Annotated in this window: 12 protein-coding genes; 6 read left to right on the top strand and 6 right to left on the bottom strand. The window is 47.3% G+C overall.

Translation table 11 applies throughout. The features are described 5' to 3' along the window. Nucleotides 1-22: 22 nt before the first annotated feature. The 3 genes from BS614_RS16655 to BS614_RS16665 form a co-directional block, all read right to left on the bottom strand. Nucleotides 23-1,138: an AbrB family transcriptional regulator gene (locus BS614_RS16655; RefSeq protein ID WP_244898146.1), complete on the bottom strand. Its 1,116-nt coding sequence runs from the start codon at nucleotides 1,136-1,138 to the stop codon at nucleotides 23-25. Nucleotides 1,139-1,286: 148 nt separating this feature from the next. Further along, entirely contained in the window at nucleotides 1,287-2,597 is a 1,311-nt protein-coding gene (locus tag BS614_RS16660; RefSeq protein WP_074094778.1) for an MFS transporter, read from the bottom strand. Between the two features lie 77 nt (nucleotides 2,598-2,674). Further along, nucleotides 2,675-3,379 (bottom strand): O-methyltransferase, encoded by a 705-nt coding sequence (locus BS614_RS16665; protein ID WP_074094779.1) that lies wholly within the window; start codon nucleotides 3,377-3,379, stop codon nucleotides 2,675-2,677. Nucleotides 3,380-3,517: 138 nt separating this feature from the next. Here BS614_RS16665 and BS614_RS16670 point away from each other — a divergent pair, with 138 nt between their 5' ends. Then, nucleotides 3,518-4,414 (top strand): LysR family transcriptional regulator, encoded by an 897-nt coding sequence (locus BS614_RS16670; RefSeq protein WP_047842668.1) that lies wholly within the window; start codon nucleotides 3,518-3,520, stop codon nucleotides 4,412-4,414. A 127-nt stretch (nucleotides 4,415-4,541) separates the two neighbouring features. Here the strand turns inward: BS614_RS16670 and BS614_RS16675 are convergent, their stop codons facing one another. Continuing rightward, nucleotides 4,542-5,258 (bottom strand): YoaK family protein, encoded by a 717-nt coding sequence (locus BS614_RS16675; RefSeq protein WP_074094780.1) that lies wholly within the window; start codon nucleotides 5,256-5,258, stop codon nucleotides 4,542-4,544. 85 nt (nucleotides 5,259-5,343) lie between these two features. Further along, nucleotides 5,344-6,243, bottom strand: coding sequence for an alpha/beta hydrolase family protein (locus tag BS614_RS16680; protein ID WP_244898147.1), 900 nt, complete (start codon nucleotides 6,241-6,243; stop codon nucleotides 5,344-5,346). A 224-nt stretch (nucleotides 6,244-6,467) separates the two neighbouring features. Here BS614_RS16680 and BS614_RS16685 point away from each other — a divergent pair, with 224 nt between their 5' ends. Both BS614_RS16685 and BS614_RS16690 read left to right on the top strand, forming a co-directional pair. Next, nucleotides 6,468-7,211, top strand: coding sequence for a GTP pyrophosphokinase (locus BS614_RS16685; protein ID WP_074096875.1), 744 nt, complete (start codon nucleotides 6,468-6,470; stop codon nucleotides 7,209-7,211). Between the two features lie 6 nt (nucleotides 7,212-7,217). Beyond that, nucleotides 7,218-8,453, top strand: coding sequence for a multidrug effflux MFS transporter (locus BS614_RS16690; RefSeq protein WP_074094781.1), 1,236 nt, complete (start codon nucleotides 7,218-7,220; stop codon nucleotides 8,451-8,453). 137 nt (nucleotides 8,454-8,590) lie between these two features. Here BS614_RS16690 and BS614_RS16695 read toward each other — a convergent pair whose 3' ends face one another. Next, nucleotides 8,591-9,241: a hypothetical protein gene (locus BS614_RS16695; RefSeq protein WP_074094782.1), complete on the bottom strand. Its 651-nt coding sequence runs from the start codon at nucleotides 9,239-9,241 to the stop codon at nucleotides 8,591-8,593. 226 nt (nucleotides 9,242-9,467) lie between these two features. On the opposite strand from BS614_RS16695, the gene BS614_RS16700 reads away from it, so the two are divergent. The 3 genes from BS614_RS16700 to BS614_RS16710 all read left to right on the top strand — a co-directional run bounded on the left by BS614_RS16700 (nucleotide 9,468) and on the right by BS614_RS16710 (nucleotide 12,639). After that, the gene (locus tag BS614_RS16700) at nucleotides 9,468-10,466 is read left to right on the top strand and encodes an ABC transporter substrate-binding protein (RefSeq protein WP_210436938.1); all 999 of its coding nucleotides are present in this window, start codon (nucleotides 9,468-9,470) and stop codon (nucleotides 10,464-10,466) included. Nucleotides 10,467-10,623: 157 nt separating this feature from the next. Continuing rightward, on the top strand, nucleotides 10,624-11,244 hold the full coding sequence (locus tag BS614_RS16705; RefSeq protein WP_074094784.1) for a flavin reductase family protein: 621 nt from the start codon (nucleotides 10,624-10,626) through the stop codon (nucleotides 11,242-11,244). Between the two features lie 240 nt (nucleotides 11,245-11,484). Beyond that, entirely contained in the window at nucleotides 11,485-12,639 is a 1,155-nt protein-coding gene (locus BS614_RS16710) for a type III polyketide synthase (RefSeq protein WP_074094785.1), read from the top strand. The last annotated feature ends 91 nt before the right edge of the window (nucleotides 12,640-12,730 follow it).

Consider the following 12,730-nt stretch of genomic DNA (forward strand, 5'->3'; position numbering starts at 1 on the left):
ATGGGATCGGGGCGAAATATGATCATTGAAGTGAGGGATCTGCTTTCTTTTCTTTTAACATATGTACAAGAATCATCTTCAGTACGGAAGAGACGATGAAAAAGATAAACAGGATGCGGAACAATTGATACCCGGATACAACCGAAAGATCGGCATTCACTTCATGTGCCATGATACTCATCTGATCCATCCCGCCAGGGGCCATACTGAGTAGTGAGGTTGCCGCGGAGAGGGAGAACACATTCATTAACAGATAACTCAATCCAAGCGCACCAACAATGAGCAGTACACTACTCATCACCGCTAGCGTGACTGTCTGTGTCTTGCGTTGCAACTGTTCCGGCTTGAGCATCAATCCAACGTGACTGCCAATCATCAATTGCGATACGTTTAAGAGGGAGGTTGGCAGACTGGGTGTGTGCATCGATGTACTTAATTGAACGACACACATGACAATCATGGGACCCAGCATAAAGGCCGTCGGAAATCGGAGTTTGCGTGCAACCCATGCACCCGCTACACAGAGCGGAGCATAGACAAGAATCTCCGGAAAAAGGGAACCCCACGTCGCTACGTCAATGAACGGATGATCCAAACCTCCACCTGCGGTACCTCCAATCCACGGACTGAACAGCAGGAACGGAACACAGAAGACAATCATGATCAGCCGGGTCACCTGCAAAAAGGTAACTAGCGTCAGATTGATGGATTTCATCTCTTCTGCAAGGGACACCATCTGGGATAGTCCTCCTGGAATGCTGCCCACCAGTAGGGAGGGGAAATCAAAGTCGGTTACCTTTGAAGCGATGTAGGCCGTAATTACACACAATCCGATTAACAGCAAGGTCATCAAAAGCATCATGGGAAGTTGTTGCAAAATGCCGTGAAGTGCCTCTTTTGTTAAGGTGAGTCCAATCGAATAACCAACAATCAGAATGCCATAGTCCCGAATGGAGGCAGGCCACATGAGGGGCCATTTGGCGACTTGGGAGCCAAGCAGCATAAATACCATTGGCCCGAGCAACCACGGGATTGGTGTATGAATGGCTGTGAACAGCAATCCGCCAAGAACAGAGACACCCAGACTAAGAAAAAACCGAAAGACAACGTGGGAACCAAGCTTGCGCATCAGTTCCATCCGTTTAGCCTACCGGTTGAATGAGGTGGTATGAGATTCAGGTATGCATTCAGGTTTAATGAAGGATTCATGTTCATGTGTGATCACTCCTGATGATGAGATACGTTGCGTTATCTGCGGAACAACCGGACTGCTACTGTTCAACTCATTAAGATCCTGCGAGAGCCGTAGCGGAAGGTTTGGGTTCTCTGAACATTACAAAGTACATCAGTGATGAAATAACATATAGACAGCCTGTGATGCTGAAAGTGATCGCGTAACCCCAATACGTTCCGTACGTGGTGACCAGATAGGATTGAACGGGTCCCATGGTCGCCCATCCAATCATGAACGAGGTCTGCATCAGTGAATTGGCAATGCCGCGGCGTTTGTCCGAGATCCGATCCACCAGTATCGCTGAATGAATGGGATTGGCTGCGTTCATCAATGCTTGTCTGAATAAGAAACTGAGCGAAGCGATGAACAACAGATTGGTGAAGCCTGTTAATAGAAGGAAGGGTAGCGACATGACCTGGAAAATGACAACGGCTCTTACGCTTCCGACCTTTGCCGCCAAGGTAGGACCAATCAGCATGGATACAATCGTCATAATCTGACCAAGTGCAATTAGTAAGCTCATGCCGCTCAGAGAAACCGAGAATCGATTGGTGAAATACAGATTCAGATACGGTACAACCAGTCCGGAACCTAATCCAATTAACAACTGAGTCACTATAAACTGACCAATCAGTCGGGAATCTTTTTTCTTCGTGATCGAATCGTCCGTGCTTGGGGTATTTGTTGAACTTTCTTTTAGATCCGCATTGGGTTGAAGAACGGGTTGCGCCGGAATCGTGGTCTGCGGAGCAGCCTTGCCTTCGGTTACAAATAACAGTGGAATAAATGCAGCTAGTGTTGCTGCACCACCGACAAATAAAACCGTCTGCAATCCGGTCACCTTGGCGAGTCCTGCCGTATGTAACAAATCTGCGATTACGCCGCCACCCAGGCTACCAAGCACCTGGGAAGCGAGCACAAGGGATGAATAATAACTGAACATTTTCAGCCGCTGGCTTTTCTTGACGTTTTCCGCCAGATAAGGAATGGCCAGTACTTGGAACACCCCAGCGAAAAGGCCAGAGAATACCGCGAACCAGATCAGTCCTGTAGCCGAATAATCGAAGGAGCGTCCGATCAGAAAGATTCCGCTGAATAACGCCCCGGTAATGAGTAATCGCTTGCGGCTGAACAGATCACCGCATAGACCGATAGGAACAAACATAATGGCTGTTGCGAGTGATTGAATACTTACAATCTGGCCGTTCATTGTATCATTATAGCCCAGACCCTGAATGTACAGATTGTACAAGACAGAGAACATGCCATTTCCGATCTGATACAGAATGCTAGCCAGGAAAAACAGTTGAATATTGCGGGACCAGCCGCGAATTTCATCATGAATATGTTGTAAAACTCTCAAGTGGTTCCCCCCAGTCTGCCTGTGCAGTGATTCCAGTTTAACAGGAAAGGGGAATTTGCGGAAGAATTGACCACTGTTTATTTTGGTTCAGGGGCATCAATCACACGAGCAATGACGAATCCATCGTAACCTTTGCTACCGACCGTTTGCAGTGCTGTAGCTTCAAGTCGAGGGTGATCCGCGATCAACTGCAGGAATGATCGAACGCCTTGAACTCTGGGGTCTGTACTGTTTGTGCGGATCACTTCACCTTCCCTGATGATATTATCACCAATAATAAGACTTCCCGGCCGAGTCAGTCGCAGGGCCCATCTCAAATAATCGGGATTACTCGGTTTGTCAGCATCGATGAAGATCATATCAAACGGTTCCCTGTATTCTTCCTGAACATCGGGAAGGGTGGTTAGGGCAGGACCAACTCTCAGGTCAACCTTGTGCATCAGTCCTGCTCGTGTGAGATTGGCTCGGGCCAAGTCTGCATGGTGTGATTCCGATTCCAGTGAGACGATGCGTCCGTGTTCAGGCAGCGCTCTTGCCATCCAGATGGTACTGTATCCACCCAATGTGCCGATTTCAAGTACACGGGATGCACCTTGGATTTGCAGCAGGAGTTGAAGTAACTTTCCTTGATTTGGTGTTACGTCATGAGCAGGGAGCCCAGCTTCGGCATTGCTTTGCAGTGTATGTTCCAGCAGGGAATCTGATGGAATCAGCAGATCGTTCATGTAGTCGTCAACTTGAGTCCAGGTATGCTGTAGGTTGGTCGTATTTATATTTTTCATGTTTACATGTTCCTTTCCTTGTTCCTTGTATTGGATTTCATATTTCAACTATAAATGGAGTAGATGTATAAATAAAATATATATTATGTATGTTAATATAACTTCAGGTTATGTATTTGACGTGGAAGAGGTGTAAACATGAATCTGCATGGATTACGATTATTTCATGCCATCGTGAGATATGGCGGGGTCACTCGTGCCGCAGAGGAACTAAATATTAGTCAACCTGCGGTATCTTCTCAGGTGAAGAAGTTTGAACGTGAATTGGGAATCCAGCTTTTTGTTTCGGAGGGAAGAAGACTGGTGCTTACGGATGCGGGGATACAGTTGACAGGTTATGCGGAACGTCTGTTCATGCTGGAGCAGGATGTCGAGAATTTTGTACAGGATTTTCGGGAGGGCAAGAAAGGACTGATCCGTCTTACGGCAACCTACTTGCCTTCGAATTTTCTGTTGCCGGGCTGGATTGCGCGGTTTAAGCAAATGCACGAGGATGTGGAGATTGTTGTGAGCACAACCAACACCAGGATGGCTTTTGACCAATTACTTCGTTATGAGGCAGAGATTGCAGTGTATGGTGGAAGTGGCATTACACATGCAGGTGTCCAATGGGATGAATTGTTTGACGATGAGATGTGGTTTGTTGTGCACCCTGACCATCCGTATGCGGGAAAAGAAATCGAGCTACATGAGATGATGGCAGAACCGTTCATCATGCGTGAAGAAGGCAGTGCCACGCGTGAGCGACTCGTCTCCCTTTGCACAACAAATAACCTGGCCGCTCCCCGCATTGCGCTTCAGTTCAACGGGCTGAACGAAACGATTAGTGCGGTGAAGGCAGGTTATGGGGCCAACTTTATATCTTCTTTGGTTGTGAACGAAGATGTGCAGCAAGGCAGGCTGGCACGTGTGTTTGTTCGAGGTGTACAGCTGAGAAATACGGTTGCCGTATGTACACGAGCCGGGGAGGTATTATCACCTGCTGCACAGCATCTGGTCAAGCTTATCCGCCAAGAAGCTACTTTGATGAAATAAATAGCGTGATTGTACTTAAAACAACTTAAAGTACGTGTTCAAAAAGACCAGTTTTCAGTATCCTAAAGCGGACTTTTGAACAGCCACTTGAACATGGACAGGTTACTTCTTCTATTATTAACTTTTATTAACCTTCACTTTGTTGTGAAGTTCCCCATGCATGTAATCGGGCGTATAGGGTTACGCCGCCAATGATCAGGACAGGAATCCAGACTGCAATCATGGGCACACGGTGGAATAACAATGCGGCTGCAATGACGCCGATCAAATAGATGACAACAGCACCTGCACGAAGGTAGGAGTCTGTAGACAAGGCTTTGGTTAACGATCGAATATTGGCATGTCGCAGCTTTTTGAGGATGTTTACGGTATCCTCAACCACAGCGGCCAAATTATTGGTGAGCACGGTTGTTGAGATGCCAGCAATGCCAATGCGGCGTGCCGCAGTTGTTTGCATCCCCATTGCAACGGCTAGGATGACAATTAACAGATAGGACAGTTGTTCTGAAAATGGACTAATCATGGCGATCGCGAACAGCAGGAGCAATATGCTTTCAACAGTAAATACAGCTGTGACCTTAGAAGACCAGCCATTTTTGGTCTGCACAGGTCCAACCATATGTGCTGCAATGGCATTGCCGGCAATAAAACCGATGAGAGCAAGCAATGACCGCAGCACGACAAATTCCTGAGCACGGGCAATGGCAATACCGAGCAGTACAATATTTCCCGTCATATTGGCTGTGAGCACATGCCCCAGTCCCAGATATCCGATCAGGTCCACCATTCCGGCAGACATGCAGAGTAGCAACATGGCGTATTTTTGGAGGGTGCTTTGATTCATCCTATCCGTCCTTTCAAAAAACGTAGCCCCTCCAGTATACAGCCATAACCCATGCATCTTCAAAATGAAATTCATCGCGCAAGACTTAAGGTGCAGCGAGCCAATCAAACATATTGTTCACCGCTGACTGATGTATTTTCTCGTGAAAATGATGATCCTGCCCGCCGTAGGCGTGAAATGTGACATCCGCACCTCGGCGCTTAAGCCAGTGATACATTCGGGTTCCGTGACTATAATTCACCTGTGTATCTGATGTACCATGCATGATTAGCACGGGACAAGATAGTTTGTTCGCTTTTGACAAGGGAGAGCGGGCGAGATAAGCTTCCGGAACTGCGCGTGGGGAACCTCCCAGCACACGTTTCAATGTGCGCCTCAGGTCGGTTCGCTCATGGTAAGTGCGTTCCACATCGGAGACACCGCTCCAAAGAACTAACTTATGTACTTTGTCCGGTCCCTCATTGTAGGCAGTTGCGGTATGTACAGCATTAATGGCTCCACGGGAGAACCCCATTAACGATATCCGAGTTGGGTCGACAAAAGGTAAACGCTGTATCAACCGGTAACCGGCATGCACATCTTCGGCATCTCTTCCGCCATACTCGTCACGCCCCTCACCGCCTTCGTTGCCACGATAGGATGGGGCGAACACGATATAACCTTTATGTACAAATTGCTCAAGCCAAACGGTATTTACCCCGCCATAGCTGCCAAGTCCACCGCGACAATAGATCAGCACCGGCCACTGTTCTTGTGTGGGAGTGATATCATGCATGTTTGCAGCAGGGTAGTGGCTGGCGAGTGGTTGCAGATGTAGAGACTTATGTATGGAAGCGAAGCCTGGGAAGGAAGAGGAGACAGAGCCGGGATGAGAAGTTTCATATGTCGTGATATCAGGTAATGAACAACCTTGTGGCAGGTATAAATAAGCTTTAACTCGAAGTGTGTCGGATGAATACGTCACTTGATAGAGCAGGAAAATCAACCTCTTTCATCGGTAATAACAGGCCAAATGACAGGGATGCTTCTATAGGATGCGCGTAAAATAAGTTCCCATACCTTCCAGGCTGAATCGCCAGCCCAAATGTGAGAAATTCGTTTATTGGCTCCATATGATTTATAATGGTTCAGGAGACATGTGGATTGACCGCTTGTTCTCATATTCATAAAACTAATTTTAGTGTGCAGAAAGAAAGGGAGAAAGCCATGATGAACGCTCCACATCCAATCGATCAATTCAAGAAATTCAAATATGAAATTACCAGATTTATGATGATCTATAAATTTGCTCTGGATCAAATGGAGACCAAGATTGAAGTCCTGAAGGAAGAATTCCAGTCTCTGCATGATTACAGTCCAATTGAGCATACAAAGTCCAGACTGAAATCACCTGAGAGCATTATGAACAAGATGTTCCGCAAAAATCATGAGTTAACGTTTGAGAGCATCAAGCAAAATATCAAGGATATTGCCGGGGTACGGATTACATGTTCCTTTATCTCCGATATCTATCGCATTAAGGATATGCTGTGCAACCAGAGTGATCTGCGTGTACTGGAGGTCAAAGACTACATCGAGAATCCGAAGCCAAACGGCTACCAAAGCCTTCACCTTCTGGTGGAAGTGCCTGTGTACATGTCCAATGGTGAGGAACGAGCATGTGTGGAGATCCAGATCCGAACAATCGCGATGGATTTCTGGGCGAGTCTGGAGCATAAGATTTTTTATAAATACAATAAGGATGTTCCCGAGCATTTGACGAGAGAGTTAAAGAGTGCGGCAGATTCGGCAAATGCGCTGGATCAACAGATGGAGCGACTTCACCGGGAAATTCAGGAGATTAAGGACGCCGATAACGAGCGGGATGAAGAAGAACTGCGCCGTATTATTATTAACAATCAACAGTTCACACTGCCGTCCAACTTGCTCAAGCTGTTGGGTAGCAGGGAGTAGTATTTGATGAAAAGTACAACAGCTTCATTGAACACAAACTCCACATCTCGTGTACGGATGGCTTTAATTCTGGGGACACTGTCGGCCTTTGGGCCGTTGTCCCTGGATATGTATTTACCCGCATTGCCCACGCTGGCTGATGAGTTTGGTTCATCTACTTCGTATGCTCAACTCAGTCTGACGGCGTGTATGATTGGACTTGCGGTTGGACAGTTGCTTGCCGGACCTCTAAGTGATATACGTGGTCGGCGAACACCGCTTATTGCAGGGCTTGTGCTCTATACTATCGCCTCCATACTTTGCCTGGTCAGCCCGACGATGGGCTCTTTTGTTGTGCTGCGGTTCATTCAAGGTGTAGCTGGAGCAGCAGGGATTGTCATCTCACGCGCAATCGTCAGAGACGTATATTCGGGCCCGGAACTGACACGGTTCTTCTCTCTGTTAATGCTGATTAACGGCGTAGCCCCGATTGCTGCACCAATCATTGGTGGACAATTGTTGACGTATACGTCGTGGCGCGGCGTATTTATTTTGCTTAGCCTCATCGGAATACTGACGCTGTTGGCTGTCATTTTCGGTCTTGGAGAGACCTTGCCTTCCAACCGCAGATCAAGCGGAGGATTGAAGCAGACATTACTTACGTTTCGCCAAATCGCGGGGGATCGTCAGTTTATGGGTTATGCGTTAACCCAAGGATTTGTAGCTGCTGGCATGTTTGCGTACATATCAGGTTCACCGTTTGTGCTTCAGAAAATATACGGGGTATCCCCGCAAATGTTCAGTGTATGCTTCGCCATTAACGGGTTAGGCATTATTCTGGCCAGTCAGATTGCCGGTAGACTTGCAGGAAAGGTATCAGAGAATCGCCTGTTAATCGCGGGGCTGCTAACCGCGGCGCTCGGAGGAACTTCATTGCTTATCGCCATTCTGGCTGGAGGTAATCTAATCTCTGTACTGATTCCGTTATTTCTGGTGGTATCCAGTGTTGGGTTGGTCAATACCGCGTCCTTCGCCTTGGCGATGGCCAATCAGGAGAAGTCGGCAGGCAGTGCTTCTGCGCTTATTGGTGTGATGACGTTCCTGTTCGGAGGTATTGTCGCTCCCCTCGTAGGTCTCGGGGGAGAAGGCACAGCTGTGCCAATGGGAATCGTTATTGCGTGTGCGGATCTCGGTGCCTTGGTGATTTACTTCCTAATGGTCAGTAAAGGCAGGAAGCGCCAGAACGATCAAGTGTTGAGTTAAATGTACTGATTATGTACACCTTGCGTTTATGGAGTCTTAGTAATGTAAAGGTGCATCTGGATAAAAGGACGAAAAAGAGCCTCACTTGGAAGGAATCTTGCTTCCAAGTGGGGCTCTTGCTGTAGGTAAGGACAGGTTTAGCAGAGCGCAAACAAAATCTGTGTATTGGACAGTATACCTGGCGTGAGGAATGGATAGAAGTACCCCACCACAAAACCAAACAGATTAATCGCAGGCCACATCAGGTAGACATCATTGTATGTGAAGACAAGGGACCATCGGTTGTAACAAAAGTTGGGCAGCGCACGTTCTTCGTTATCTCGTGGTGCCGCTGCACCAGTCTGTGCAAATTGCACAGCTTGAGTGAGACTTTGCGGCTGTTGCTGGAGGAAGAGCGGAAGCAGACCCGGGCTGCTTTTGATCAGGTTATACAGAAAAAGCATTTCTGCCGGAGGCTGACCTACCGGACGAGGATAGGCACTAAGCAGGGTGGGCAGATTGCCTTGCGCCAGTTGCGCAGGTACGCCCGATGCTGTACCCGGGAATGTACCCGGAATGCCTCCGGGGATATAGGGACCAGGTCCTCCGCCTGGAATGTATGGAGGATAGGAGCCTTGACCGCCAGGTGTACCTGGAAACGTCTGACCACCCGGTATGCCGCCACTGCCACCACCTGGGAACAGTGGAGGCAGTTGAAAGGAACGGTCTTCTCCATAACTTAGATAAGGGTTATATTCGTAATACATGTACAGAACATCCTTCCTGTCGTCGTATTCTGCATTCAGCATATGGCGGCATCCGCCTATATGTGAGTGCCGTCAAGAAGATTTTATATGATTGCCTCGCCCATAATCGAATTGACAACTGAACTGATAACAATTATCATTGTCAATGGAATCGGACAAATGTACATACGGATATTATATGTATCAATAATAGTATCAATATTTTTGAACGTAGATATCTGTCATAATAACGCCTAATGAGGTGTTCATATTGAAAGGGGTTAATACAGTGTTTAAGAGAAATAGAAAGATGATCATGCTTCTGATTACGGTGATGGTCATGTCCATCTGGTTGGCCGCGTGTGGAGCGAAGCCTGCAGAGAACGGAGCAGCAGGAGAGAACGACACAACAACGGAGACAGAGACGCAAACAGAAGCCGCTACAGAGCGCACATTAACAGATGCTATGGGACATGAAGTAACCATCCCAGCTAATCCGGAGCGTGTCATCGCGTCTTACCTGGAAGACCACCTCGTTACACTCGGTGTTAAGCCAGCAGCACAGTGGTCCATCAACAACGGCAGTGGTTTGCAGGATTATCTGCAAAACGATCTGAACGGCATACCCGGCATTGCAAGTGATCAACCTTTTGAAGCGATGGCCAGTTTCTCCCCAGACCTGATTATTATGGGCTCTGAAAGTACTGTTGAAGGAGAGAAATACGAACAGTACAACAAAATTGCTCCTACTTATGTTCTCGGAGATGAGGTTAATAAGGATTGGCGCCAAGCTCTGCTCAAGATTGGTGAAATTCTGAACAAATCGGATGTAGCACAGAAGGCGTTAGACAATTATGATGCCAAAGCAAAGGAAATTAAAGAAAAAGTAACTGCTGTTACAGGAGGAACAAAATCGGCCGCCGCGTTGTGGTTATTTAATAACAAGTTTTATGTTGTAAGCAACAATGTTTCCAGTGGTGAAGTGATGTACAATGAACTTGGATTTGCAGAGCCTAATGTCGTGAAGGAAGCATCCGCGAAGGCAACGGGTAACTGGTCTGAGATTTCATTGGAAAAGATCGCGGAAATGGATGCAGACTATCTGTTCCTGGTAAACAGTGATAGGGGAGCAGGCTCAGAAGCGCTGCAAGATGCCGTATGGCAGAGCATCCCTGCTGTGAAGACAGGTAATGTGTTCGAATTTGAAAGCACAAGCAGTTGGTTGTACAGTGGTGTTCAAGCAAATACGCAAATTCTGCAAGATATTCAAAGTAGTATTGTGAAATAACACCAAAATATATACGAAGCAGTCGTTTAAACGCTTTGATGCCATGAGCATTAAGGCGTTTTTTGTTTTTTGAACAGATATGGATATATAATAACGAGGAAGCAATGTAAGTGAACCACGTTTAACGTAACATGAGCAGGGAAGGGGATATTTACATATGTATACATTGGATCCACGTGAAATAACGGGAAGAGACAACTATAAACTGATGAGTGGTTCGGTGGTACCACGTCCAATTGCTTTTGTGACGACACTTTCAGATGAGAATGGTGTAATTAATGCAGCGCCTTTCAGTTTCTTTAATGTGGTTAGTTCGGACCCACCGCTGTTATCCATATCCATTGCACGTAAAGACGGTATCATGAAAGATACTGCTCGTAATGTGCTTGCTCATCAAGAACTGGTCGTGCATATCTGTGATGAAGCAATCATAGCAGAAGTGAATGAGACAGCAGCCATACTGGAACCCCACGAAAGTGAGCTTGATCGGACAAAACTCACTACAGTGCCAAGTATCAAGGTTACTGTGCCAGGAATTCAGGAAGCACTCATTCGGATGGAGTGTGAGCTGTATCAGCACATCCCGATCACGAATGATGAGGGCAAACCGGTGAGTGACCTGCTGCTGGTACGCATTGTGCAGTATCATTTCAGCGAACAAGTCTACAATCCGGACAAGGGCTATATCCTGATGGATCATTTGAAACCAGTCAGTAGACTGGCGGGTAATGATTATGCCAAACTTGGGGAGAGATTTACTATAGTTCGGCCTGAGTAGTTCTGACAGATCGAATATGTAATATGTAATATAGGAACGGGTTTAATCCGGTAGCAAAGGCGGACAGCACGTGCGAAACTCGCATATGTTGTCCGCTTTTGCTTGTTAATATGAACATAAACAGGACAGGTAGTGAATAGACTTGTACTATATCCTGCACACATGTCATATGAACCTATTTTATATATAGGTTGTTTAAAAAGCCTACTTTTGAACACGTACTATAAGGAGGTTAAGCCGATGAACCAGCTTGAGGCAACTACTGGGGCAAGTATTATGGGAATAGGAACGGCGTGGCCTACCCACCGTATTGAGCAAAAGGATGTGTCTGCCCGTCTCGCGCAAGCGCTGGAACATGAGCCAGATGCGAGAAGATGGGCCAAACGAATCTTTAATCAGTGCGGTGTGGAGACTCGGTATACGTGTGAACCGAATCTGCTTGAGCCTGTTGATTCTTGCCGATATTTACCCTTTACCAATGCGGACGAGGTTCCGACTACATCCGAGCGTATGGGCAAATACAAAGCTGCTGCTGTTCCACTTGGTCTCGAGGCGGCCGGACAGGCCCTTCAGGATGCAGACGTAACCTCCTCGGAACTTACACATCTCATTACGGTGAGTTGCACGGGGCAATTCCTGCCCGGACTTGATGTTCGGCTGATCCAACAGCTTGAACTGTCACCGCAGATCAACCGGATTCCACTGGTGTTTCAAGGATGTGCAGCGGGTCTGAAGGCGATCCAACTGGCGAATTCCATTGTAACGACAGATCAGAAGGCTACGGTTCTCATCGTGTGTGTGGAACTATGTACACTTCACTTTCAGCCATCTGCCAAACGGGATGACCTGTATGCTGCATCTTTCTTCGGAGACGGTGCCTCTGCCTGTGTTATTGGTGCGTCCGGAACAGACCGCAATGAATGTTTTCGACTGGGCCGAGGGCACTCAACGCTGCTCCCGGATTGTGCAGAAGAAATGATCTGGGAAGTGGGCAATACAGGCTTTGATCTCTACCTGTCACCACAGATTCCGAAGCTGCTTGGTTTGCATCTCGGTCCAGAGGTAGAACGGTTGCTGGAGGGGAGCGGTTTACCGGAAATATGGGCAATCCATCCGGGAGGCAGAGGCATCGTGGATGCCGTTCAGAAGCTGTATCAGTTGACAGATGAGCAGGTCTCCTACAGCCGAAACATCCTGCGGGATTATGGCAATCTGTCGTCCGTGACGATTCTTTTTGTTCTTCAAGCCATCCGCGAGGATTACAGACAGAAGGAAAAGCATTCCAGTGGGATAGCGCTGGCCTTTGGCCCGGGACTGACGGCAGAGTTACTTCCTTTTACATACATCCCTGCCCCCATTGCGAACAGAACACCTGTGAATCATGGCATTCAATAGTTCACGAACCCGAGTGAAGGAGATATACACCGCAAGTGTATGAATGTGCTTAGATCTTACCGATGAACATAATCGAATGACTAATCTGATC

The organism is Paenibacillus xylanexedens (genome assembly GCF_001908275.1).
In the GTDB taxonomy this organism is placed as follows: Bacteria; Bacillota; Bacilli; order Paenibacillales; family Paenibacillaceae; genus Paenibacillus; species Paenibacillus xylanexedens_A.

Excerpts from the sequence above, each read along its gene's own strand:
- BS614_RS16710 (WP_074094785.1), top strand. The coding sequence starts at position 11,485 with ATGAACCAGCTTGAGGCAACTACTGGGGCAAGTATTATGGGAATAGGA.
- BS614_RS16665 (WP_074094779.1), bottom strand. The coding sequence starts at position 3,379 with ATGAAAAATATAAATACGACCAACCTACAGCATACCTGGACTCAAGTT.
- BS614_RS16655 (WP_244898146.1), bottom strand. The coding sequence starts at position 1,138 with ATGGAACTGATGCGCAAGCTTGGTTCCCACGTTGTCTTTCGGTTTTTT.
- BS614_RS16695 (WP_074094782.1), bottom strand. The coding sequence starts at position 9,241 with ATGCTGAATGCAGAATACGACGACAGGAAGGATGTTCTGTACATGTAT.
- BS614_RS16670 (WP_047842668.1), top strand. The coding sequence starts at position 3,518 with ATGAATCTGCATGGATTACGATTATTTCATGCCATCGTGAGATATGGC.
- BS614_RS16685 (WP_074096875.1), top strand. The coding sequence starts at position 6,468 with ATGAACGCTCCACATCCAATCGATCAATTCAAGAAATTCAAATATGAA.
- BS614_RS16690 (WP_074094781.1), top strand. The coding sequence starts at position 7,218 with ATGAAAAGTACAACAGCTTCATTGAACACAAACTCCACATCTCGTGTA.
- BS614_RS16675 (WP_074094780.1), bottom strand. The coding sequence starts at position 5,258 with ATGAATCAAAGCACCCTCCAAAAATACGCCATGTTGCTACTCTGCATG.
- BS614_RS16705 (WP_074094784.1), top strand. The coding sequence starts at position 10,624 with ATGTATACATTGGATCCACGTGAAATAACGGGAAGAGACAACTATAAA.